Annotated in this window: 25 protein-coding genes; 16 read left to right on the top strand and 9 right to left on the bottom strand. The window is 67.0% G+C overall.

Annotated elements, in window-relative coordinates; genetic code table 11:
* Positions 1 to 38: 38 nt before the first annotated feature.
* Both ABQE89_RS15290 and ABQE89_RS15285 read right to left on the bottom strand, forming a co-directional pair.
* Positions 39 to 1,112 carry an NAD(P)H-dependent amine dehydrogenase family protein gene (locus ABQE89_RS15290; protein WP_448417954.1) on the bottom strand — a complete coding sequence of 358 codons (1,074 nt, stop codon included), beginning with the start codon at positions 1,110 to 1,112 and terminating at the stop codon, positions 39 to 41.
* Positions 1,113 to 1,129: 17 nt separating this feature from the next.
* Complete coding sequence (locus ABQE89_RS15285) at positions 1,130 to 1,918, bottom strand: SDR family NAD(P)-dependent oxidoreductase (protein WP_448417952.1); 789 nt, start codon at positions 1,916 to 1,918, stop codon at positions 1,130 to 1,132.
* Between the two features lie 75 nt (positions 1,919 to 1,993).
* Here ABQE89_RS15285 and ABQE89_RS15280 point away from each other — a divergent pair, with 75 nt between their 5' ends.
* The 16 genes from ABQE89_RS15280 (at position 1,994) to ABQE89_RS15205 (ending at position 16,337) form a co-directional block, all read left to right on the top strand.
* Positions 1,994 to 2,593, top strand: a complete 600-nt coding sequence (locus tag ABQE89_RS15280; RefSeq protein ID WP_448417950.1) for a TetR family transcriptional regulator — start codon at positions 1,994 to 1,996, stop codon at positions 2,591 to 2,593.
* A 107-nt stretch (positions 2,594 to 2,700) separates the two neighbouring features.
* Positions 2,701 to 3,348, top strand: a complete 648-nt coding sequence (locus ABQE89_RS15275) for a hypothetical protein (RefSeq protein ID WP_448418030.1) — start codon at positions 2,701 to 2,703, stop codon at positions 3,346 to 3,348.
* Positions 3,349 to 3,395: 47 nt separating this feature from the next.
* Positions 3,396 to 3,998 carry a TetR family transcriptional regulator gene (locus tag ABQE89_RS15270; protein WP_448417948.1) on the top strand — a complete coding sequence of 201 codons (603 nt, stop codon included), beginning with the start codon at positions 3,396 to 3,398 and terminating at the stop codon, positions 3,996 to 3,998.
* A 137-nt stretch (positions 3,999 to 4,135) separates the two neighbouring features.
* Positions 4,136 to 5,668 carry a nitric oxide reductase activation protein NorD gene (locus ABQE89_RS15265; protein ID WP_448417946.1) on the top strand — a complete coding sequence of 511 codons (1,533 nt, stop codon included), beginning with the start codon at positions 4,136 to 4,138 and terminating at the stop codon, positions 5,666 to 5,668.
* A 31-nt stretch (positions 5,669 to 5,699) separates the two neighbouring features.
* Positions 5,700 to 6,512, top strand: coding sequence for a CbbQ/NirQ/NorQ/GpvN family protein (locus ABQE89_RS15260; protein WP_448417944.1), 813 nt, complete (start codon positions 5,700 to 5,702; stop codon positions 6,510 to 6,512).
* Between the two features lie 12 nt (positions 6,513 to 6,524).
* Complete coding sequence (locus ABQE89_RS15255) at positions 6,525 to 6,653, top strand: hypothetical protein (protein ID WP_268778116.1); 129 nt, start codon at positions 6,525 to 6,527, stop codon at positions 6,651 to 6,653.
* Positions 6,650 to 7,333, top strand: a complete 684-nt coding sequence (locus ABQE89_RS15250; RefSeq protein WP_448417942.1) for a hypothetical protein — start codon at positions 6,650 to 6,652, stop codon at positions 7,331 to 7,333. The genes ABQE89_RS15255 and ABQE89_RS15250 overlap by 4 nt, the downstream gene beginning before the upstream one ends.
* A gap of 22 nt (positions 7,334 to 7,355) precedes the next feature.
* On the top strand, positions 7,356 to 7,802 hold the full coding sequence (locus ABQE89_RS15245; protein WP_448417940.1) for a hypothetical protein: 447 nt from the start codon (positions 7,356 to 7,358) through the stop codon (positions 7,800 to 7,802).
* The gene (locus tag ABQE89_RS15240; protein ID WP_448417938.1) at positions 7,799 to 9,019 is read left to right on the top strand and encodes a cytochrome P450; all 1,221 of its coding nucleotides are present in this window, start codon (positions 7,799 to 7,801) and stop codon (positions 9,017 to 9,019) included. Before ABQE89_RS15245 ends, ABQE89_RS15240 begins: the two co-directional genes overlap by 4 nt.
* Entirely contained in the window at positions 9,016 to 10,065 is a 1,050-nt protein-coding gene (locus tag ABQE89_RS15235) for an NAD(P)H-dependent amine dehydrogenase family protein (RefSeq protein WP_448417936.1), read from the top strand. Before ABQE89_RS15240 ends, ABQE89_RS15235 begins: the two co-directional genes overlap by 4 nt.
* The gene (locus ABQE89_RS15230) at positions 10,058 to 11,113 is read left to right on the top strand and encodes an NAD(P)H-dependent amine dehydrogenase family protein (protein ID WP_448417934.1); all 1,056 of its coding nucleotides are present in this window, start codon (positions 10,058 to 10,060) and stop codon (positions 11,111 to 11,113) included. The genes ABQE89_RS15235 and ABQE89_RS15230 overlap by 8 nt, the downstream gene beginning before the upstream one ends.
* Positions 11,110 to 11,529, top strand: a complete 420-nt coding sequence (locus ABQE89_RS15225) for a VOC family protein (protein ID WP_448417932.1) — start codon at positions 11,110 to 11,112, stop codon at positions 11,527 to 11,529. Before ABQE89_RS15230 ends, ABQE89_RS15225 begins: the two co-directional genes overlap by 4 nt.
* The gene (locus tag ABQE89_RS15220; protein WP_448417930.1) at positions 11,526 to 12,701 is read left to right on the top strand and encodes a cytochrome P450; all 1,176 of its coding nucleotides are present in this window, start codon (positions 11,526 to 11,528) and stop codon (positions 12,699 to 12,701) included. The genes ABQE89_RS15225 and ABQE89_RS15220 overlap by 4 nt, the downstream gene beginning before the upstream one ends.
* Before the next feature lie 22 nt (positions 12,702 to 12,723).
* Positions 12,724 to 13,959 carry a cytochrome P450 gene (locus ABQE89_RS15215; protein ID WP_448417928.1) on the top strand — a complete coding sequence of 412 codons (1,236 nt, stop codon included), beginning with the start codon at positions 12,724 to 12,726 and terminating at the stop codon, positions 13,957 to 13,959.
* Position 13,960: 1 nt separating this feature from the next.
* The gene (locus ABQE89_RS15210; protein ID WP_448417926.1) at positions 13,961 to 15,766 is read left to right on the top strand and encodes an alpha/beta hydrolase fold domain-containing protein; all 1,806 of its coding nucleotides are present in this window, start codon (positions 13,961 to 13,963) and stop codon (positions 15,764 to 15,766) included.
* A 7-nt stretch (positions 15,767 to 15,773) separates the two neighbouring features.
* Positions 15,774 to 16,337 (top strand): isomerase, encoded by a 564-nt coding sequence (locus ABQE89_RS15205; RefSeq protein WP_448417924.1) that lies wholly within the window; start codon positions 15,774 to 15,776, stop codon positions 16,335 to 16,337.
* 1 nt (position 16,338) lies between these two features.
* On the opposite strand, the gene ABQE89_RS15200 is transcribed toward ABQE89_RS15205, so the two are convergent.
* From ABQE89_RS15200 to ABQE89_RS15170, 7 genes are read right to left on the bottom strand one after another with little or no spacing between them, the layout of a single operon-like run.
* Positions 16,339 to 16,785, bottom strand: a complete 447-nt coding sequence (locus ABQE89_RS15200) for a type II toxin-antitoxin system Rv0910 family toxin (protein ID WP_448417922.1) — start codon at positions 16,783 to 16,785, stop codon at positions 16,339 to 16,341.
* Between the two features lie 17 nt (positions 16,786 to 16,802).
* A complete protein-coding gene (locus tag ABQE89_RS15195) occupies positions 16,803 to 16,988 on the bottom strand; it encodes an antitoxin (RefSeq protein ID WP_448417920.1) in 186 nt (61 codons plus the stop codon).
* A gap of 22 nt (positions 16,989 to 17,010) precedes the next feature.
* The gene (locus ABQE89_RS15190; RefSeq protein WP_448417918.1) at positions 17,011 to 17,661 is read right to left on the bottom strand and encodes a flavodoxin family protein; all 651 of its coding nucleotides are present in this window, start codon (positions 17,659 to 17,661) and stop codon (positions 17,011 to 17,013) included.
* A 16-nt stretch (positions 17,662 to 17,677) separates the two neighbouring features.
* Entirely contained in the window at positions 17,678 to 20,098 is a 2,421-nt protein-coding gene (locus tag ABQE89_RS15185) for a cation-translocating P-type ATPase (RefSeq protein WP_448417916.1), read from the bottom strand.
* On the bottom strand, positions 20,095 to 21,657 hold the full coding sequence (locus ABQE89_RS15180) for a serine hydrolase (RefSeq protein WP_448417914.1): 1,563 nt from the start codon (positions 21,655 to 21,657) through the stop codon (positions 20,095 to 20,097). The genes ABQE89_RS15185 and ABQE89_RS15180 overlap by 4 nt, the downstream gene beginning before the upstream one ends.
* Positions 21,658 to 21,695: 38 nt before the next feature.
* On the bottom strand, positions 21,696 to 22,823 hold the full coding sequence (locus ABQE89_RS15175; RefSeq protein WP_448417912.1) for an MBL fold metallo-hydrolase: 1,128 nt from the start codon (positions 22,821 to 22,823) through the stop codon (positions 21,696 to 21,698).
* A 2-nt stretch (positions 22,824 to 22,825) separates the two neighbouring features.
* Complete coding sequence (locus ABQE89_RS15170) at positions 22,826 to 23,560, bottom strand: enoyl-CoA hydratase (protein ID WP_448417910.1); 735 nt, start codon at positions 23,558 to 23,560, stop codon at positions 22,826 to 22,828.
* Positions 23,561 to 23,574 lie beyond the last annotated feature (14 nt).

The raw sequence follows: 23,574 nt of genomic DNA, 5'->3' as shown, positions 1-23,574 counted from the left end.
CCGACTTTTGCGTCTGCTCGCGGGAAAGAAGAGCCCTCTCACCACATCAGGCCGCGGACCATCTCGGCCGGCGGGATGTCCTCGACGGAGACGATGCCCGCCGGAGCGCGGCACACCCAGTCGATGACGTTGACCACGCGGGCGGCCGTAGAGACGCACCCGGCCTCGGTGACGTCGAGGGTCGGATGCGACAGCAGGGTGTTCACCTCGATGCGGGGCTCACCCTCCACGACCACCTTGTGCACACCGGAATGCCCGTCGGGTGGATACTCCCAATCCGGCGCCGCGGCGGGGGTGAGTCGGGTGGTGTGCTCCACGGTGATGACGGGCTCACCGCCGCGTACCCCCTCGGCGGCGAAGCGGATTCCGGCCAGCCCGCCGGGTTCGACGGTCATCATCTTGCATTCGATCCGGCTGTCGGTGTACCACGGCTCGTAGCGGTCGCGGACCTCGTCGAGTTCGACGTCGAGATGACGGGCGAGGTTGCGCACCAGGCCGCCGAAGATCGACGCGATGACCCCGGGCTGAAACGCCATTGGCCGCTCGTCGTCCGGGCCGGCTCCGAAACCCATTGCCGTTCCGGTGTATTCGTAGTCGTCGTAATTGCCGTAGTCGAAGACCTCCTGCACGGCGACCGACTCCGCACGGGTCACCAGACTCAGGGCGGCCAGCGCTGCCGTGTCCCCCGAGTAACCCGGATCGATGCCGTTGACGTAGAGCGACGAGTTGCCCGCTTCGCAGGCCGCCTGCAACGGCGTCCGAAGCCAGTCGTCGATCTGGTGCGGCGTCACCAGCCACACCATCGACGTGCCGACGACGTTGATGCCCGCGGCCAGGAACTTCGACATCTCCTCGAGGGTTTCCGTCGGCCGTGTCTCGCCAAGCGCGGTGTACACCACGCAATCCGGCTTCAGCGCGATCAGCGCATCGATGTCGTCGGTGGCGACGACGCCGGTCGCTTCGGCAAGCCCGCACAGTTCGGCCGCGTCCTTGCCGATCTTGTCCGGGCTGGCGGCGTGCACACCGACGAGCTCCAAGTCAGGGCGGCCGATCAGCGCGGGCAACGAGTGCTGTCCGACGTTGCCGGTGGAAAACTGTACGACTCTTCGCATCTGGTGTCCGTTCTCGATCAGTAGTCGGGGATCGGCAGGGGCGAGTTGTTCGAGTCGATGCCGCCGTCCACGTGGAAGATGGAGTTGGTGGCGTAGCAGTCCCGGGTGGCCAGGTAGACACACAGCCGTCCGAGGTCCTCGACATTGCCGAGGCGATGCAGCGGTGTCGACTCCAACATCTTCTCCAGCGAGCCCGGCATCAGGTCGAGGCTGCTTTGCAGCCCGTCGGTGCCGAACGAGCCCAGTGCGATCGCGTTGACCCTGATCTTGGGGGCCAGCTCCTGTGCCATGGCCCGGGTGAGCGCCTCCAGTGCGCCCTTGGCGGTGCAGTAGGCGGTCAGCGCCCGGATGCCGAAACGCGCGGAGCCCGAGGAGATGTTGACGATCGAGCCGTGACCGGCCTCGAGCATGTGCGGTGCGGCGAGCTGGCTCATGATGAACGCGGAGGTGACGCACCAGTCGAAGGTGTGCCTGAAGTCCTCGTCGGTGATGTCGAGAAAGCGTGCGTACGTCGAGCCGCCGACGTTGTTGACGAGGATGTCGAGGCGACCGAAGCGCTCCATGGTCGTCGCCACCACACGTTCACCGTCGGGACGGCTCATCGCGTCGGCGACCAGAGCCAGCCCCTTGCCGCCGGCCTCTTCGATGCCGTTGATCGTTGCGACGATGTCCGACTCGGTGCGTGCGGTGCCGACCACCGTGGCACCCGCTTCGGCCAACACCCTGGCGATGCCTTGCCCCACACCCTTGCCCGCACCGGTGACGATGGCCACCTGCCCGTCGAGGTTGAACTGTTCCAACGCCATGGGCGACTCCTCCGTGAAATTGACTGCAGTCAATCACAAATGCCATGGCAAGAAAAGTGTTGCTATCGTCGAATCATGGCTGTGGTGGACAAACCCTCTGCGCGCGAGGCCAAGCGCCTGCAGACGCGTGAGCGACTGATGGGTGCGGCCATCGCCGAGTTCAAACGGTCGGGGATGGGTGAGGCCGATGTCGGCGCCATCGTCGCCGCGGCGGGAGTCGCCCACGGCACCTTCTTCTTCCACTTTCCCACCAAGCAGCACGTGCTGCTCGAGCTGGAACGCCGCGAAGAGGAACGCATCGCCAAACAGCTCGGCCGGTTCGCGGCAGCCAAGCGCACCTTGCCCGCCATCCTCACCGAGGCCGTCCGGCTGGTTCTGGGGCTGGAGCGCCGCCTCGGTGCCGTCTTGTTCAAGGACTTTCTCGCGCTGCACTTCTCGCAGACCCGACCCGCCGACGAAAGCCACGAGCACCCGGTCATCGTCCGGGTCGCCCAAGAGATCGAACGTGCCCAACAGGCCGGCAAGGTGGCATCGGACGTCAATCCGATGAACAGCGCGGTGTTTTTCCTCCTCGGCCTGTATGCGCTGTTGACCACCACGCACGACTGGCCGAACCGCAGCGCCATGCTCGACGATTTCGTGGCCAGGACCTTGCGCGGCATCGAGACACGCTGATTGGTTGACTACAGTCAGCGTTGCTGACAGGCTTCGGAGCACCCAAGCAGCAGGAGGTGCCCGTGAATCCCGCGATGACCGCGACCACAAGCGGCCTCGACGAGCACATGGAACGCTCGCGGCAAGCACAACGCCATGCCGACAAGTGGCTGATCTCGGGCAGCGTGCTGATCGGCACCGCAGCGCTGGGCATCTTCGGTCTGCCGCTGTTCCTGCGCGGGGTGTGGCTGCTGCGCAAGGCGCAGCGCGACGGTCTGACCGTCCGGCCGATGCTGGTGACGCTGCTGGGCTACTGCGTGATCGTCGACGCGGCGATCAACGTGTTCGGCTGGGCACTGGACCTGGTGGCACACCACACGATCCTGGCCCGAGTGTTGTTGAACGGCTGGGGCGCCATGTTCGACGCCGGCTACTTCTGGCACTACAACGAACTGTGGCTCGGTGGTGCGGCGGGGCCAGGCGAGAAGGCGCTCGAGGTCGGCCTGATCCTCACCGTCTTCTGCATGCGGATCGCCGCGGGAATCGGGTTCCTGCAGATGAAGCGGTGGGGACACCAGTGGATGATCATCACCTGCTGGATGGGCGTGGTGATCTGGGTCGTCTACGTGTTCAACATGACCATGTACGCCGACGTGCGCTACGCAGGGGTGATCCTGCCGGTGGTCGGCTGGTGGATCTACGACATCTTCTACATCACTCCGTTCCTGGCCATCCCCTATCTGCATTCAGTCAACCGCGAGATCTTCTCTGACTGACCACACTCATTGACTTCAGTCAGTAGCTGCGCTACAAAGGGCGAACCATGACGTCACCGGTGAAGGTCTCGACCCGCGAGGCGCGCCGACTGCAGACGCGGGAACGCATCCTCGCGGCGGCCATCACCGAGTTCAAGCGATCGGGTATGGCGGGCGCGGACGTGAACGCCGTCGCGGCGGCGGCGGGCGTGGCACACGGCACGTTCTACTTTCACTTCCCCAGCAAGGAACATGTGCTCTTGGAGTTGGAGTGCCGTGAAGAGGCGCGCATGGCCGCCGAATTCGGCACGTTCCTCGAGCACCGCCACGACCTGCTCACCACATTGACGGCGGTGGTCGATCTGGTCACCGACCTCGAGCACCGCTTCGGGCCGGTGCTGTTCACCGAACTGCTGGCACTGCACTTCTCCCCGACCCGATCGCACAGAGACGAGTGGACCGACCATCCGGTGATCGTCCTGCTGGTTGCCGAACTCGAACGCGCGCGCGGCGACGGCGAGGTTCATCCCGAGGTCGACGCCTTCTACAGCGCCACGTTCTTCCTGCTCGGCATCTACGGCGTGCTGACCACGACCGACAACCCCGACACCCGCGCCACGATGCTGGCCAAATTGGTCTCGACCGCGATGCGCGGACTGCAAGTGCGATGACTCGACAACAGAGGAGAACCACGTGTGGGCCTGGTTATGGGAGATATTGAGATACGTCGGGGCGTGGGGCGGTGCCGCGCTGGTGATCTGGTTCTGGTACTGGATGTTCTCCAGCCTGGGCACGTTCTAGGACCGCGATGACCGATCTGTCCGACGCGCACGCCATGGCGATCGAACGCAGTTGCGCGGTCACGGCCGTCGCCCTCAGTGGGCAACGCCGCGAGGGGGTGCGCCTGGTGACCGGCGAGCACCGCCGTTTCAGCCTCAGCGCCAGGCTGGACTACGTGCAGGTGCCCTATCCCTCACCGGCCCGCGACTGGACCCGTCGGACATTGACATGCGGTGTCGCGCTTCAGTGTTCACCGTCAAAGGAGCGCCTCGCCGATTACCGGCTCAACGAGCTCACCGCCCGCGAGGTTCGCGCGCTGACCCTGGTCGAGGCCGGTGTCGCCATCGGGTGGGTGGCGACGAACTGGCCCGGGCTGATGGCCGAAACGCAGCGACTGCTGCCCGACGTCGAGGCGCTGCCCGCCGACATGTCCGCCGAGGCGATGCTGCAGCACGCGGTCTCGCTGGCGCGCGAGGGCCGGCCGCTCGACGTGCCTGCCCTGGTGGGCAGATTGCCGCTGGCGTACACGGTGCCACAGGGCCTGTCGGACAAGCTGCGCCGCAGCTTCGGGCGGATGCCGTGGACCACCAACCAAAAACGTCTGCCGCGGCCGTATTCGGTACCCGTCGGCGGAGACGGCGGTGTGCGCAACCCGAACCTGCCGCCACCGAGTCGCCCACAGGACAACGACCTCGACGTCACACCCGAGCACCGGCCCGGTATTCCCTACCCGGAATGGAACCAGTGGACCAAGAGCTTCATGCGCGATCACGTGGCGGTGCTCGAACACGCGCGCATCAGCCACACCCGCGAGCCGGGAATGGTGTCCGCCGACCTGCGCAAGTGGTTCGAGGAGCACACGCATCGCACGATGAAGAACCGTCTGGAAGACGGTTCCGACCTGGACGTCGAGCAATACGTCAACCACTACATCGACCTGCGCACCGGCGAGGCGGTCGAGCCCCGCATCTTCCGGGAACTGCTGCCCAGCAGCCGCGACGTCACCACCGCGCTGCTTCTGGACGGCAGCTCGTCGCTGGGTGTGCACGGCGGTCGGATCTTCAAGCTCGAATTGGCCTGCGCGGACGCATTGTCGCGGGCCATGACCCATGCCCGCGAACGCCACGGCATCTTCGTATTCACCGGCAACACCAGGCACCGGGTCGAGGTCAGCTGTCTGAAGAACTTCGAAGACCGGCGCTTCGTGCCACCGAGTCGCCTGGGCCTGGCCACCGGCGGCTACACCCGGCTAGGGGCTCCGTTGCGGCACTTGACAAGCCGGCTGCTGGCCCAGCCGTCGGAACGCCGCCTGCTGATCGTGATCGGCGACGGGCTGATATCCGACGAGGGCTACGAGGGCCGCTATGCGTGGGCCGACGCCGCCCATGCGGTCGAGGAGGCCAACGACGCGGGCGTCTCCATCTACTACGTCGGCGTCGGACCGACCCGCGTCGACCCCCTTCCGGAGGTCTTCGGACCCCGCCGGTCCCAGCGCATCCGGCGCGTGGAGGACCTGCCGCGAGTGCTCGCCCATGTCCACCGCGAACTCGTCGCGGCCTGATCGACAGCCAACCGAGGAGCCACCCACACCGATGACACCCAAGACCGCCGACACCTACTTCGCGAACGGCAACGAAGTTCAGTTGTTCGAGCAGGCCTATCACCGGCACCTGCCCGTCATGCTCACCGGGCCGACCGGGTGCGGTAAGACTCGGTTGGTCGAGCACATGGGCGCGCTGCTGCGCCGGCCCGTCGTCACGATCAGCTGCCACGACGACCTGACCAGCTCGGATCTCGTCGGCCGGTTCATGGTCACCGGCGGCGACGTGGTGTGGACCGACGGGCCGCTGACCCGGGCCGTCAAGGCCGGGGCCATCTGCTATCTGGACGAGGTGGTGGAGGCGCGCCACGACTCGCTCGCGGTGCTGCATTCGCTGACCGACCACCGGCGCACGCTCTATCTCGACCGGGCCGACGAGGTGGTCCGTGCCCCCGAGACGTTCATGCTGGTGTGCTCGTACAACCCGGCCTACCGCAGTTCGCTCAAGGAGCTCAAGCCGTCGTTCCGGCAGCGCTTCGTCACGCTTCCGATGCGGTACCTGCCGCCGGACCGCGAGGCCGAGGTCATCGTCGCCGAAACCGGCGTCGCGCTGCCGACGGCCACCAGTCTCGTCCAGTGCGCCAACGCCATCCGCACCGCGGACGAGGCATTCCACTTCGAGCCCCCGTCGACCCGCGTCCTGGTCACCGCCGCCGCCATGATCGCCGGCGGCGCATCCGAACTGGACGCCGCCGAGGCCTGCATCCTCGCGCCGCTGTCCAGCGACGGGGCGGTCACCGACGGACTGCGTGAAGTGGCGGTGGCGAGCCTGGCCGCCGCTGACAACTCGAGCCCTGCCCACTAGGAAGGAATCGCCATGGACCCCAAGGAGAAACAGCGCAAGCGGGCGCTCATCATCTTGCAGATCGTCATCTACGGCTATCTGCTGGCGATGTTTCTCATCCAGCTCTACATGTCCTTCGAGCGGGGGTGGTGGTCGCTGTGAGCGCCACCGCGACGGTCAGTCTCGAGGACCACCACGAAGAGTCGCGGCTCGCCCAGCGTCGTGCCGACAAGTGGATGATCGCGGGTGCCGCGCTGATGGGCATGTGGGCACCCGGCCTCATCGGCTTCCCCATCTTCATGCGCGGTGTGTGGCTGCAACGCCAGGCCGCGCGCGCCGGGCTGTCGGTGCGGCCGATGATCGTCACCCTGATCGGTTATCTGGTGCTGATCGACGGGATGCTCAACAGCCTGGGCTGGGCGCTGGATCTGGTGGCCAACCACACGCTGATCAACCGGGTGTTGATGATCGGGTGGGGCCACATGTTCGACGCCGCCTACTTCTGGCACTACAACGAACCGTGGGTCGGCGGTTCCGCGGTGCCCGGCGAGAAGGCCTATGTCGCGGGCCTGATCCTCACCGTCTTCGCGATGCGCTGCGCCGCGGCGATCGGCTTTCTGCAGATGAAACGCTGGGGACACCAGTGGATGATCATCACCTGCTGGATGGGCGTGGTGATCTGGTGCGCCTACGTGTTCAACATGACCATGTACGCCGACGCCCGCTACGCCGGTGTGCTGTTCCCGGTCATCGGCTGGTGGCTCTACGACATCTTCTACATCACGCCGTTCTTGGCCATCCCTTATCTGCACACGGTCAACCGCGAAATCTTCTCGGACTGAACAGGTTCAAAAGGAGCACACCATGACGACATCACCGAACTCGTCAACCACCGACGAGAAGGACCCCGCCGACGACCTGCCCCCCGGCACCACGCCGTACTACGCGCGGATGCACAAGTACATTAAGCGGGCGGTGCTGGTCTGTTTGATCGCGCTGGTCATCGAGGGCGCGTTCACGCTGCCGTTCATGGCGGTCTGGTACGGATATCCGACGCTGAGCCTCACCGAGATCTGCAGCGGGCTGCTCAAGGTCCGCTACTCCGACGACACCCTCGAATGCAAGGTCCCCTACCCGGTGCTCGGACCGCCGGAAGGCGCCGAGGGCAAGGACACCGCCCAAGACGAGTGGGGAATCCAGCCGGTGCCCAAGTACGACCGGATCGGGTTTCGTGAACTCGTGCGCATCCACGAAGAAAGCGAAGCCCGCAAGGCGGCCCAGCAGCAGGCCGAACAGCAGGGAACGCCGTGAGCCTGCCCCCAGAACAACACGCGCAGAACTGGGATCTTCGTCACGAGGATTTCAACGACCACGATTTCCTCTACGACGTCTACGCGGTGATGCGGCGCACCGCCCCGTTCGCCCACACCGACACGCCGTTTCTGTCCGCCACGCCCGGCGGCGCGTGGGTGGCGGTGCGCTACCAGGAGTGCTACCGGCTCCTGCAGGACTGGGAGCACTTCTCGAGCAACCCCACCCCCGAGGCCTCCGAACGGCTCGCCGGTGATCTGGTCATCACCCTGGACCCGCCGCGCCAACAGAAGTTCCGCAAGGTGCTCAACCCGTACTTCTCGCCCGCGCGGATGAAGGCGTTGCGACCCCAGATCCGTGCCGAAACCGATCGGCTGATCGACGATTTCATCGAGACCGGATCCGGCGACCTGGCGCAGGTCGCCTGGCGGCAGCCCGGCATCGTCTTCTTCAAGTACGTTCTCGGCATGCCGACCGAGGATGTGCCGCTGTGCATCGACCTGACCGACACCGCGCTCAACGGCGACACCGAGGAAGCTCGGATGGGCGCCTGGGGCGGGCTGTATCAGCACCTGCACGACGCGGTGACGCAACGAACCGAGCAACCTGCGCGCGACGACATGATCGACGTCCTGCTCAGCGCGGAGATCGACGGCGAGAAACTGCCGTTCGGCGACGTCGTCGCCAACGCCATGCTGCTCGTGCAGGCCGGGCTCGAAACAACCGCCAACGCAATGTCGTTCGCGTTCCACCATCTGGCGACACATCCCGGCGAGCGCAACCGGCTGATCAACGAGCCGGACATCCTGCCGCGGGCCGTCGAGGAGTTCATCCGCTTCGGCGGATCCATTCACGGAATCCCGCGCACCGTCGCCCACCACACCGAACTGAGCGGCCAGGCGTTCTGCCCCGGCGAATCGGTGATCGTCAACTACGCCTCGGCCAACCGTGACGAATCGGTGTTTCCCGACGCCGACCAATGCATCCTGGACCGCCGGGAGAACCGGCATCTCGGGTTCGGTGCGGGCGTGCACCGCTGCCTCGGATCCAACCTCGCGCGGCTGGAGTTCCAGGTCGGCCTCGAACAGGTGCTCTCGCGGATACCGGATTACGCGCTCGACCCCGAGCATGCGTCCCACTTCCACGGCAGCTCGGTGACGCGGGGGTTCCGCTCGATTCCGGTGGTGTTCCAACCGGCCGAACGGTCAGCGGCATGACGTATCGCATCGTTCAGTGGACGACGGGAAATGTCGGTCAGCGCTCGGTGCGTGCGGTCGCGCTCAACCCGCAATTCGAACTGGTCGGCTGCTACGCGTGGTCGAAGGACAAGGTCGGCCGCGACGTCGGCGAGCTGTGCGGCATGGCTCCGCTGGGAGTCAGCGCCACCGACGACGTCGACGCGCTGCTGGCGCTGCGGCCCGACTGCGTGGTCTACAACCCGATGTTCGCCGACGTCGACGAGATGGTGCGGATCCTGCGGGCGGGGATCAACATCGTGTCCACGTCGGAGTTCGTCACCGGCCACTTCCTCGGCGAGGGCCGCGAGCGCGTCGCCGACGCCTGCCGGCAGGGCGGGGCGACGATCTTCGGCAGCGGTATCAACCCCGGCTTCATCCAGCTGTTCGCGATCGTCTCGGCGGGACTGTCGGAGCAGGTGGACAAGGTGTCGGTCATCGAGGCGATCGACACCACCATCTACAACTCCCCGGCCACCGAAAAGCCCATGGGCTTCGGCTATCCCATCGACCAGCCCGATCTGGTGGAAATCACCACCAAGGGTTCGGGCATCTTCCGTGACGGCGTCATGTTGGTCGCCGACGCGCTGGGCGTCGAACTCGACGACCTGGTGTGCGACGTCGCCTACGCCCAGACCACCGAGGACCTCCACCTGCCCGGCGACTGGACGATCGCCAAGGGCTGCGTGGCGGGCGTCGACGTCGGCTGGAAGGGGATCGTCGGCGGTAAAGAGGTCATCGAGATCCGCGGACGCTGGCGCAAGGGCCAAACCCTGGATCCCGACTGGGAACTCGACATGGGATACACCGTCGAGGTTCAAGGCACGCCGACGATCAAGACCACGCTGAGCTTCCTTCCGCCTGCCGGCTTCGTCGGTGAGACGCTGGACGACTACATCATGCTCGGGCTGTCGATCGTCGCCGTGCCTGCGATCACCGCCATTCCCGCGGTGGTGGCGGCGCCTCCCGGGATCGCGACCTACAACGACCTGCCGCTGCTACTTCCGCGGGGAGTGCTCAATGTCTGAGACCACATACCGGGTGATCCAGTGGATGACCGGCGACGTCGGACAGGTCGGACTTCGGCACTTCGCCCAGTGTCCGGTGTTCGACCTCGTCGGTGTTCTGGTGCACAACAACGACAAGGCCGGCAAGGACGCCGGCGAGATCGCGGGCATCGGCCCGATCGGCGTGCGGGCCACCGACGACGTCGAGTCGATCATCGCCCTCGACGCCGACTGTGTGTTCTACACCCCGGTGATCATGGACGTCGACACCGTATGCCGACTGCTGCGGTCCGGTAAAAACGTCGTCACCACGAGCGGTCTGTTCTATCCGACAGCCGATTTCGGTGAGGCCGGCGAGAAGATCCGGAGCGCCTGCCGCGACGGCGGCACCTCATTTCACGCCGGCGGCATCCACCCCGGCTATGCGGGCGACATCCTGCCGCTCACCCTGGCCCGCGTCGTCAGCAGGGTCGACAAGATCCAGGTCTATGAAGTCGTCAACGTGCTCACCGACGCCCCCCTCGACCACATCGACTGGATGGGTTTCGGGAAGGACAAGGACGCATTCCTCTCCGAGCCGACGATTTTGGGGCTCGGCGTGCCGTTCTTCGCACAGTCGATGCACATGGTCGCCGACGGACTCGGCGTGCGCATCGACGACGTGACCGCCGACCTGCGGGCCGCCACCGCGACCACCGACATCCCCCACGAACTCGGGGTGATCGGTCGCGGCACTGTCGCCGCACAGCACCACGAGTGGACGGCATGGGTCGAGGGTGATCCGCTGATCGTCTACCACGCCATCTATCTGACCGCGGGCCCCGACCAACTGGACCCCGCATGGGACTGGGGTAAGACGCGGTATCGCATCGTGATCGAGGGTGACCCACCGACTGAGCTCACGCTCGAAGGCGTCGACCCACCCGGCGCGACGATGACCCACCCCGGCTACGACTGGACCGCGATGTGCGCGATCAACGCGATCCCCGACGTCTGCGACGCCGCCCCCGGCTGGCTGACCCATCTGGATCTCGGCCTCATCCGACCCCGGGGACTGGTGCGGCGATGACCGATCGAGGCTCCCGACTGCATCACGTGGTGTTCGCCGTCGCACCCGAGCGGCAGGCCGACGTCGCCCGGATGTTCACCGAGCTCGGCTTCACGTTCAACCCCGCCGAGCTGACCGAACTCGGCGTCACCGTCCAACTGGACTGGGAAGGAGGACTCGAACTCATCAGCCCCATACCGGAATCCACGGCGTCGGTGGCGTCGTCGGTCAACGATTTCCTCGCCGCACACGGCGAGGGCGTCTATACGGTGGTGCTGCGGGTGCCCGATGCCGCAGCGGCCGAGGCCGTGACCCGACGCCACGGTTCGGTCACGCGGTTCCGCCAAGGCTTCTCCGGTGAGGGCTCCTATCTCGACGAAATCGACCTTTCTGTGTACGACCTTCCGATCACCCTTCTAGCAACGAATGTGACATGACTGAAACCTCTGCAAACCTGCCCCCACCGGTCCGCTACGAAGACCTGCCGATGACCCACGACCGCGCCGCGGGCTGGGCAAGACTGCGCGAACTCGGCCCGGTGCTCTACGGCGACGACTCCTATTACTTCACCCGCCGTGAGGATGTGCTTGCCGCACTGCGGGATCCCGCGACGTACTCGTCGAAGACGAGCTACGACGACATGATCAGCCCGGTGCCGATGGTGCCGCTCGGCTTCGACCCGCCCGAACACACCCGGTACCGCCGCATCCTGCATCCGTTCTTCAGCCCGCAGACGCTGGCGTCGATCCTGCCCTCGCTGCAGGCGCAGGCGATCGAGATCATCTCCGACATCGCCGGCCGCACAGAGTGCGAGGTGATGAGCGAACTGGCCACGCCGTACCCGTCGCAGGTGTTCTTGACCCTGTTCGGGCTGCCGCTCGAGGACCGCGAGCGGCTGGTCGCCTGGAAGGACGCGATCATCGCGATCAGCCTGGCCAAGGATCCGGCCAGCGTGGACCTGACCCCGGCGGCCGAACTGTTCGGCTATCTCACCGAGGCGGTGGCCGAGCAGCGACGGCAACCGCGCGAGGGTGTGCTGTCACAACTGCTGCGCGGTGAGGACCCGTTGACCGACGAGGAGGCGACCGGGCTTTCGCTGGTGTTCGTGCTCGCCGGTCTGGACACCGTCACCTCGGCCATCGGATTCACCATGCTGGAGCTGGCCCGCCGCCCCGATCTGCGGAGTCGACTTCGACACAATCCCGGTGACGTCGACGGATTCGTCGAGGAGATGATCCGGCTGGAGCCCCCGGCGCCGACGATCGGTCGCCGCGTGACCCGCCCGGTGACCGTCGCGGGCGTCACGCTGCCCGAGGGGGCCGAGGTTCGGCTGTGCCTGGGTGCGATCAACCGCGACGCGCGCGACGCGACCTCCGGCGACGACCTCGTCATGGACGGCAAGGTGCACAAGCACTGGGGCTTCGGAGGCGGCGCACACCGATGCCTGGGGTCCCACCTGGCACGCATGGAATTGAAGCTTGTCGTCACCGAATGGCTTTCCCGGATAGAGGATTTCGAGTTGGCCCCCGGCTATGTTCCCGAGATCACCTGGCCGTCGGCCACCTGCACGCTGCAGAAGTTGCCGTTGCGGCTCGGCACAACCACCTAGCGAAAGCACAGAGGAGAAAGCCATGGCGGTCGGCGTCGAGAACCCCAGTGTGTTCGACGCCGGCCTGCCGACGTTGACCTACGACATCACCGCCACACCCCAGGAGATCTACCCGCAGTTCCATGCCGCACAACAGGTGGCACCGGTCGCGCTGGGGCCGATCGGGCCCGAGGTGCTGTCCTACGAGTTGGCGCGCACGGTTCTTCGGGACCCGAGGTTCGTCGTCCCACAGGGCATCCACCTTTCGGCGCACGGAATCACCTCGGGTCCGTTGTGGGACAGGGTGACTCGCAGCATCCTGAACATGGAAGGTGACGAGCACCGGCGGTTGCGCGGGCTGGTGTCACGGGCGTTCACCCCGCGCGCGACGGGTCGGATGCACCCCACCATCCACACCGTCGTCAACGAGCTCATCGACAGCGTGGCGGAGGCGGGGCGCTGCGAGTTCGTCGCCGACATCGCCCGGCCCTACCCGATTCCGGTCATCTGCGCGCTGCTGGGCGCTCCCCGCGAGAATTGGCAACAGTTCTCCCGATGGGCCGAGGACATCTTCAAGATCGTCAGCTTCGACTGCGACCTGACCGAGGAGGAACCCGTCATCCTCAAGGCGTGGGGGGAGTTCGACGCCTACATCGACGAGATGATCGCGGCGCGGCGCCGACGGCTGACCGACGACCTGCTGTCCGAACTGATCCGCATCGAGGACGACGGCGACCGGCTCGACGCCGCAGAGTTGCGGATGCTGGCGTTCAGCATCCTGGTCGCCGGCACCGACACCACCCGCAGCCAGTTGGCCGCCTCCATGCAGGTGCTCTGCGACCACCCCGAGCAGTGGGCCCTGCTGCGGGATCGGCCCGAGCTCGCGATGCCCGCCGTCGAAGAGACCATGCGTCACTCACCGTCGATGTGCAGCACCGTCCGCAGTGCCGCCGAGGACGTCACGATCGGCGATCACACCTTTCCCGCGGGCACGTTCATCATCGTCAACACCTATGCGGCCAACCGGGATCCGAGCATCTACGAGGAGCCCACACGCTTCGACATCACCCGCGCCGACCCGCCACCGATCCTGACATTCGGCGGCGGCGTGCACTACTGCCTGGGCGCGAACCTGGCCAGGCTGGAGCTGTCCGAGGCGCTCAAGATTCTTTCGCAACGCCTGCCCGACGTGCGCCGCGCGGGTCCGGCGACATGGAAGCCGCTCCTGGGAATGAGCGGGCCGACGCGCCTGCCCATCGAATTCGGCGCCGGAGGTTGACATGCTCGCTCGACAAGCGGCCACGCTGATCGGTTCGGCCGTCCTCGGCCTGGCGGTGGTGGGCGGCTGGGGCTGTGGTGTCGCGTCGGCCGAGTCGACCGATTCCGACTCCTCCTCCCCCGCCGCCGATCCCTCGACCACTGAGCCGTCGGCGGAGCCGTCCGATCCGGCGTCGGACTCGACGGTCGGGGCCAAGGACGAAGTCACAGACGACGAAGTCACTGACCACGTAGTCCGGCCAGGCGACGACGATGTCGAGGTCGATCTGACGCCTCCCGACGACGACGACGTCGAGCTGCGAAAGACCTCGTCACGGAACACCGACATCGCCGAATCCTCGGTGATCACAGCCTCTTTGGCCACAGTGACGGAAACCGAAGAGGCGGCGCTGCAGCCGTCCTCTGCTGTTGACGACACTCCCGATGCGCCGACCGAATCCCCCGAGAGCTGGGCGCTGCTGGCATTCGCACGCCGGGAGGTGGGCGCCGCGGCCGCCGACTGGGAGAACCAGTACACCGGTGAGCCGACGATCGTGCACCAACTCGTGGTCACCGGCCTGCGGGTGGTGGATGCCGCACTGCGTCCGTTCGGCGGCCTGCTGGAATTCACCAGCCTGCGGGTGCCGCTGTTCACCGACGGTGTGCCGCCGTTCTTCTTCCGTCACGGGCTGAAGGTGACGCGCGACGAATTCGACGGGATGCCGGTGTGGACGCTGCGGCCGAACAATCCCTCCGAACAGCACGTCGTCGCGCTGCACGGCGGCGCGTACGTGGCCACGGCCAGCCTGTTCCACTGGTGGACCTACACCGATATGGCGCGCGACACCGGGGCGACGGTGATGGTTCCGCTGTACCCGCTGGTGCCCGACGGCGGCACCGCGGCGGTCTCGGTACCGAAGACCGCGGACTTCATCGACCAGCTCATCGCCGAGCACGGCGCCGAGAACGTCAGCGTGATCGGCGACTCGGCGGGCGGCGGGCTCGCGCTGGCCGCCGTACAGGAATTGGTCCACCGCGGCACACCGGTGCCGTCGCGCATGGTGTTGTTCGCGCCGTGGCTCGACGTGACGGTCAGCGATCCGCTCAGCGTGCGGCTCGACCCCGGCGACCCGCTGCTCGACGTGCCGAATCTGCGACAGGCGGGCCAGGATTGGGGTGGTGAACTGGGCGCCGAACACCCCTACGCCAGCCCGCTGTACGGGTCTTTGGAGGGGCTTCCGCCCACCGCGGTCTACTCCGGTTCGTTGGACCTGCTGACTCCGGACGCACTGCGGTTGCGGCAGCGCGTGCTCGAGGAGGGCTACGACAACTTCACCTTCGACTTACGCAGCGGCCTGCTCCACGACTGGGCCATTTTCGGCTTCCTGCCCGACGCCCGCTCTGTGCGACCGTCGGTGTACGACAACCTGATTCCCCGCACCACGCCGGCGACGTTCACCGGGCAGCCGACTGTGTTGACGCGGCTCGGTGTAACGTTGCTCAGCGTCGTCACCCCCTTCACCAAGGCGATCGGACTCGACTTCTCGACGATCGCCTCGTTCGCCGCGTCCGACCGGCCGCCGCTGCTGACGACGTTGGGCCTGGCGGTCAGCCGTGACGAATTCGACGGTATGCCGGTCTCGATGCGCAACCCGGCCATCGCAGATGTCGGCGATCCGATCCTCAACCCGCAGGTGCTGCGCGACGGCCAGGTTCACGATTGGGCACTGCCCCTTCTGCCGGACGGACTGGCGCAACGACGCACAATCCTGCGGATACTGACCGGCGATGACGGCGCGCCGCTGGCCGGCCTCCTGCCCCTGCTCTGAGCCTGACATGACCTACCGCATCGATCCGGACGCGCTGCACAAGGTCGCAGCCGAGGTGGTCGGGTTGCCGGGCGACCAACTCATCACCCGCACAATCGAACTGCTCGCCGAGCAGTACCCCGGCCTCGTCGACGCCCGGCCGGGACGGTGGGTGGGCAGTAAGGCCGGCGGCATCCTGGGCAAGGTCAGGTTTCTGTACTTCAGTCCCCGCGAGTACGTCGTGACCTTCGGCTCCCCCACTGGAACACAAGGGTTTTCGGGGCGTTACAAGCGGGTGCAGATCCACAAATTCCTGCTCGCGGGCCGGATCGACTCCTACGACCTCGAGTCCGACACCACCGAAGCGATGACCCTGCTTCCCGGCGGGCACACCTGTCTGGAACCGGGGCACGCGAGGGGCCTGACCATCCACCCGGGATCGTGGCACATCGAGTACGGCCGCGGCGCAGTGGCCACCACGCTGCCGTTCGCGATGGTCGACACGCTGTTGCTGTCGCTGGAACTCCAATCGGTGCGCCGCTCGACGGTCGAGTTCGCCAGACTCGTGCGAATGCGGCTACGCCGCCGGTGAGTCAGGCCGCGGCGAAAACCTGTCTGAAGCGCTGCAACGAATCCCGGATATCGCCCTTGAGCGCGGCGGCCACCAGCATGCCGATCGGGCCGAACAGTGCGGGGCCGCCGAGGTGGACGTCGAAGGTGACCGTCGACCCGGCCGGATCGGCTTTGGCCGGTTTGACCTTGCCGATCAGTTTGACCTTGACGCCGCCGACACCGTCGCCGTTGAGCGTCATCGCCTCGGGCGGCTTGTAGTGGACGATGGTCCACTTGATCCGGTTCGGCATGCCCTTGACCTCCACGATCGACTCCACGACCGTGCCCTTCTCGAGGGTTTGGGGCAGTTTGGACCGCCAGACCCGGTGGATGCTGAGCCACTCCTGGTAGCGAGACAAATCAGACGCGCACGCCCAAGCCTTCTCCGGCGGAAGGGGGACGTCGACGGAGACGGAGAGTTTGGCCATCTATGAAACCGCTGGGGCTATTGGGGATTTTGCGGGTTGCTCTTGTCGACGGCCTTCTTGGCCGCGTCCTGCACCTTGTCGACGTGCTGGGCGTACTTGCCCTGCGTCTTCTGGTCGACGACGTCGCCGGCCTTGTCGATCGCGGTGTCCACCTTGTCGGCGTTGCGGGCCAGCAGATTCTTCACCTTGTCGAGAAATGCCATGGCGCCACCCTACTCGCCGACGTCAAGAACCCACTGGGTCCCACACCTTGTTGGAGCGCGCCGTGGTCAGCCGGTAGTCGGTGACCCGGATGTCCAACAACCGGGCGCCGAGGTCTCGGGCCCGGCCCAGCGGGTCGGTGGGATCGCAGGCGATCTCGCCTCGGCTGTTGGCGTGGCCGACCACCACCCCGGCCAGGTCCTGATCGAGATAGCGCGTCAGTTCCTGGAACTGCGTGACGACAGCCGTCGTCGCGCCGACGTAGGTCTCCTCGCAGGAGATGAGCACACCCACGGCCTTTCCCGTGATGTCGTTGACGACTCGCTCCTGTTGGGGGGCACTGTTGGAGGTGTAGCAGAACAACCGATCGAAGACCGACTTCAACCTCGCAGGCATGCCGTAGAAGTAGAGCGGCATCGCGTAGATGATTCCATCGGCGGGCAGCATCTGGTCCAGCAGAAGCTCGTCGTACCGGTCGTCGAGCGAGCACAGCCCATCGACTGTCCGGCAGCGCCGGCAGTTGTCGAGCATGCGCGAGACGTATTCGTCGAGGAAGACGTGGACGACATCGTGCCCCGCTGCCTCCGCGCCGGCGCATGCCGCTTCGGCGAGCATGTGCGAGTTGCCGTCTTCGCGTGGACTTGCACTGACCACCAGAATGGCCGTTCGTGTCATGGCGTCTCTTCTACCATCACCACGACGTTGCGGCCCGCTCCCGCCACAATCGTCGACGTTCACCCAGCACCGCCCCCTGCACCCACCAGATCACCTCGATGGCGCCCGCGGCCAGCAGGCCGGCGCCCAGCGCGATCGAGGTGGTCTTGGCGTTGGACGGATCCAGCATGAACAGCTCGCGCGCCAATGGGATGGAGAAGATCACCACGTAGGCCAGGCCCGAGACCGCCACCAGCGCCAGCCGCCACCACTGATACGGGCGCGCCACCACCGCCAGCACCCACACCGCGGAGATCAACAGCGTGATCAACGCCGCTGTCGAGGCCTGCATCTGCTCGGCGGGGGTAGCCGCGCGGCCCTGGTAGGTGGCCAGGTACGTGGCGAACGTCGCCGCGCCGATCACCAGCCCCGACGGGAGCGCGGCCGTCATCACCCGCCGCACGAATCCGGTGTGCGCGCGTTCGTTGTTGGGCGCCAGCGACAGGATGAACGCCGGGATGCCGATGGTGAACCATGCCGCGATCGTCACGTGGATGGGCTGAAACGGGAACAGCAACGGATCGGAACCGAAGAATTTCGACGCCAGACCGGCCAAGCCCACCATGACCGCCAACAGCACCGAGTACACGGTCTTGGTGAGAAACAGGTTCGACACCCGCTCGATGTTGCCGATCACCCGCCTGCCCTCACCGACCACATAGGGCAGGGTCGCGAACTTGTTGTCCAGCAACACGATCTGAGCCACCGCGCGCGAGGCCGAACTGCCCGAGCCCATCGCGACGCCGATGTCGGCGTCCTTGAGCGCCAACACGTCGTTGACGCCGTCGCCCGTCATCGCCACGGTGTGCCCGCGGGACTGCAACGCGTGCACCATGGACCGCTTCTGGTCCGGGCGCACCCGGCCGAACGTGGTGTACTCCTCGAGCGCGTCGGCCAGCCGGTCGGGATCCTCGGGCAGTTGCCGGGCGTCGACGGCGTCGCCGCGCAGCCCCAGCGACTCGGCCACCGCGCCCACCGAGACCGCATTGTCCCCGGAGATCACCTTGATCGAGACCTGTTGTGAGTCGAAGTAATCCAGGGTGTCGCGCGCGTCGGGACGAATGCGCTGTTCGAGCACGACCAGCGCGACGGGGTTGACGCGGCCCGGCGCCTCGGGATGGTCCACCGGCAGGTCCGACGAGCCGAGCAACAGCACCCGCAGACCGTTCGCCCCGATCTGCTCGGCCTGCTCGGCCACGGGTGAACCTGGCTCCAGCAGCACGTCGGGCGCTCCGATCACCCAGTTGCCGTGCTCGCCGTAGGACGCGCCGCTCCACTTGGTCGCCGACTTGAACGGCGCCAGCGCGGTCGCAGACCAGCCCGGCGGCATCTTGTAGGCCTCGGCGATGGCCTGCATGCTGGCGTTTGGCCGGGGGTCGTCGTCGGCCAACTGCGCAAGGACCTCGGCGGCGACGCCCGGCTCGTGCCCGGATGAGTCCAGCCGCCGCAGGTCCGACAGCCGCATACCGTTCTCGGTCAACGTGCCGGTCTTGTCGGCGCACACCACGTCGACCCGCGCCAGGCCTTCGATCGCGGGCAGTTCGTTGACCAGACATTGGCGTCGCCCCAGCCGGATCACGCCGACTGCGAACGCGATCGACGTCATCAGCACCAGACCCTCGGGGACCATCGGGACCAGCGCCCCGACCATCGCCAGCACCGACCGCCGCCAGCCGGAGTCGGTGGTGAACAACTGGGTGTAGATGATCAGGAGGCCCGCCGGGATCAGCAGGTAGGTGATGAACTGCAGGATCTTGTTGATGCCGGTGCGCAGTTCGGAGTTCACCAGCGTGAACTTGCTGGCCTCCTCGGCCAGCTTGGCCGCGTACGCCTCCCTGCCGACCTTGGTGGCCCGATAGGCCCCACTACCGGCGATGACGTAGCTGCCCGACATCACCTGGTCGCCAGCGTCTTTGGCGATCGGATCGGCCTCCCCGGTGAGCAACGACTCGTCGACCTCCAGATTGGTCTGCTCGATGACCTCGCCGTCGACGACGATCTGATCACCGGGGCCCAGCTCGATGACGTCGTCGAGAACGAGCTCGCTGGGCGCCACGGCCGCCACCCCGGACTGCCTGCGCACCAAAGGTTTCGTCTGGCCGACGATGGCCAGCTTGTCCAGCGTCCGCTTGGCGCGCAGTTCCTGGATGATCCCGACGCCGCTGTTGGCGATGATCAACAGCCCGAACGCACCGTTGATCACCGACCCGGTGGACAGCACGATGATCAGCAGCACACCGAGGATCGCGTTGATGCGGGTGAACACGTTGGCCCGCACGATGTCGGACACCGTGCGCGCGGCGCGGATGGGAACGTCGTTGCTCTTTCCCTCGGCGACGCGCTGGGCGACCTGGGCATCGGAGAGGCCGGCAGCCGTCACACCCGGGACCGTGGTCATCGCCGGAACGTTCCCTTGCCGAACTCGTCGTAGTACTCGAGGACCAGGGCGTCGCCGTCGAACGTCGCCTTGCCGACCGAGCCGGGCGGTGAGTTCTCCGACACCCAGGTGTAGGTGAACACGTCGCCGTCCCAGTGCTCGAGCGGCACGCTCAACGTGGTGCCCACCGACAGCGTCAGGGTGCCGTCTGTCTCGGTGATCCGGGCCGGGCCCCAGTAGTCGTTGGTGAAGGTGCCGACGTAGGACGACAGCGGCGCGGGCGGTGCGGCCTCGGCCGGTGGCTGCTTCCCGACCAGCGAGCCGACGGGGTTCTCCATCGGCGCCATCAGTTGCCGATAGAGCTCATACCAGTCCTCGCGGATCTCACCGAACTGCACCAGGTCGGCGAACTGCGCGGTGAGCGTCTCGGCCACCCCCGACGGTGTGGCATTGGTCAGCGCGACGATCGCCACGTCGGCGGACGGCAGGATGACGAAATTGGTTCCCGCGCCGAGTTCGAACGCGCCGGAGTGGCTGAGCTCCATGCGCGCGGCCGACGTCGAGTTCACGTTGAAGCCATAGCCGTAGAACCCGGACCGCATCGCGGGCTCGGTGGCCGGGCTGGACACGATCTGCGGGGTGACCGCGGGCAGCAGCGCGTCGGCGTCGACGATCTGCTTGCCACCGTGGCTGCCGTTGCCCAGCACCATCGCCAGCCAGCGGGTCATGTCGTTGACCGATGCGCTGGCGCCCCCGGCGGGCGCTTCGTGGTCGGCGTCTCGCACCTGGTCCGGCTCGTATCGACCGTCGACGTGGAGGTGGCCGACCGCGCGGTTCGGCCGGTCTCGGTAGTCGGCGAACCGGTAACTCGCCGACGACATCTCGAGCGGTCCGAACAGCACCTCCTCGGCCAGCACCTCCCACGGCCTGCCCGCGCGGTCGGCCACCGCCTGCGCGCCGGCGGTCAGGCCGAAGTTGGTGTAGGCGTAGGAGATTCGAAACGGGTCGAGTGGTAGCTGGCGCAGCCGCTCGAGCACCTGCCTGCGGTCGTAGCCGAGGTCCTCGAGTTTGTCGCCCGCGTGGTCGGGCAGCCCGGAGCGGTGCGCGAACATATCGCCGACGGTGACCGTCCGGGTGACGGCCGGATCCGACAGCGCGAACCACGGCAGCTCCGCCACGATCGGGGTGTCCCAGCCGATCGTGCCCTCACCGACCTGCTGGGCCACCACCGTCGCCGACAGCGGTTTGGACAACGATGCCAGCTGGAACACCGTGTCGGCGTCCACCTTCTCGCCAGTACGCACGTCGGTGACGCCGAAGCCCTTCGCGTACACGGTTTTCCCGCCGTGCACCACGGCCACCGCCAGGCCCGGAATGCCCGACTTGCTCATCAGGTCCTCGGCCAGACCGTCGAGGTCGGCGACGGCGTTCTCGACCGCGTCGTCGGGAAGGTCCATCGCGGGCACCAACGGCGGTGGCAATGGCTGGGTCGACGGGGCGGGCTCGGTCGCCGGGGTGGCGCACCCCCCGAGGAGCAGCAGCGCGACGAGCGCGGCGCCCAGCGTGCGGCTGTTGTACACGAAACGCGAGTATGCCCGCAAACGACCGTGCGTTCGCGTTATCGCGGGCCGAGTCGCCACCACGGTTCGAACGACGACGCGTCGGGGGCCACCCGCTGGCCCGGCTTGGGCACGGCGATTCGGACCCGTTCGGCCTCGGCGGCGGTGAGCAGCCGCTCCACCGGCTCGGCCCACGGATGCGGCGCCAGCCGGAAGGTCGCCCAGTGAATCGGCACCAGCAGCCCCGAGTCGGCCTCGGCCACGTCGAGATGGGCGCGCACCGCCTCCTCGGGGTTCATGTGGATGTCCGGCCACGCCGGGTGGTACGCACCGATCGGCAGCAGGGTCAGATCGAACGGGCCGTGATCCACCCCGATCTCGGTGAAGCTCTTGGTGTATCCGGTGTCACCGCCGAAGAAGGCGCGGTGCGCCGGCCCGATGATCACCCAGGACGCCCACAGCGTGGTGTTGCGGTTGAACAACCGGCCCGAGAAGTGCCGCGCGGGCGTGCACACCAGCGTCAGCTCGCCGATGCGGTGGCTGTCATACCAGTCGAGTTCGACGATACGGCTCTCCGGAATGTCCCACTTGCGCAGATGCGCCCCCACCCCCAGCGGCACCACGAACGGGGCGCGCTGGGTGCGGGCCAGCCCGAGAATCGTCTCGTGATCCAGATGGTCGTAGTGGTCGTGGCTGATCAGCACCGCGTCGACGGCGGTCAGGGCCTCCAGCGGCAGCGGCGTCTCGTGCATGCGCTCGGGACCGACCGTCTGCGACGGTGAACAGCGCCTGCTCCAGATCGGATCGGCCAGCACCCGGTAGCCGTCCACCTCGACCAGTGCCGACGAGTGGCCGAACCAGCACGCCGACACCCCGGTGGCGGCGGGGTCGGACGGTTCGGGCGTGGTCACCGGGATCGGCCCCGGCGGCCGCGACGCGCCACGCGTGCCGAACAGCTCCCAGAGGATCCTGCGCTGCTCCTCGCTGTCGAGGTTGATGCTCGCCGACGCCGGATCGACGTTGACGAACACCCCGTCCTCGAAGTTCGGGGACCGACGCGCGACCGGTTCGATCTCGGCCGGTGAGGCGCCCAGCGCCGCGGGCATCCCGCGCAGCGCGCGCAACATCGCGCCGCCGGCCAGCAGTGAGGCCGTGCCGAACCCGAGGCGCAGCGCCGTCCGCAGCACGGTCAGGCGCCTCGAAACCTCGGCGGCCGCTTCTCGATGCGCGCCACCTGCGCCTCGATGACGTCCTGAGAAGCCCAGGCCCGGTCGAACAGGTCCTGGTGCTCGGGCCACGGATCCTCGTAGGCGCCGTCGTCGTTGAGCACCCGTTTGGCGTGCTGCAGGGCCAGCGGCGCGTAGCCGGCGATCTCGGCCGCCCACGCCTGGGCGTCGGCGAGCGTCCCGATGCGGTTGGCCATCCCGGTCTGCAGAGCGACGTCGGCGGTGAGGCGCTCGGCGCCCAGCAGCATGCCCCGCGCCCGGCCCGCGCCGACCAGTGACGTCAACCGCCTGATACTCCAGTTATCAAGCGCCAAGCCGTATTTCGCGACAGGAAACTGGAAGTATGCGTCTGGCGCCACCACCCGCAGATCACAGATCATCGCGAGGATCACCCCGGCGCCGATGGTGGGCCCGTTGATCGCACCGATCACCGGGACCGGCGCCTTGTCGATGGCCAGGTTCAGCGCCTTGGCCTTGTCCGGCAACTCCTCGGCCACTCCGCTGGCGTCGGTCAGGTCCGCGCCCGAACTGAACACCGCGCCCTGTCCGGTCAGCACGATCACGCGGACATCTTCGGTGACGGCCTTCTCGACGGCTTCACGCAGGCCGTCGACGAGCGCGCCGTTGAGCGCGTTGCGGCGCTCGGCGCGCTGCATCTCCAGCGTCATCACCTGGCCGTCGCGGGTCACACCAATCATGGCGACCAGACTAA

Source organism: Mycolicibacterium sp. XJ1819, from assembly GCF_053483675.1.
This window is presented reverse-complemented; position numbering and strand designations above follow the sequence as displayed.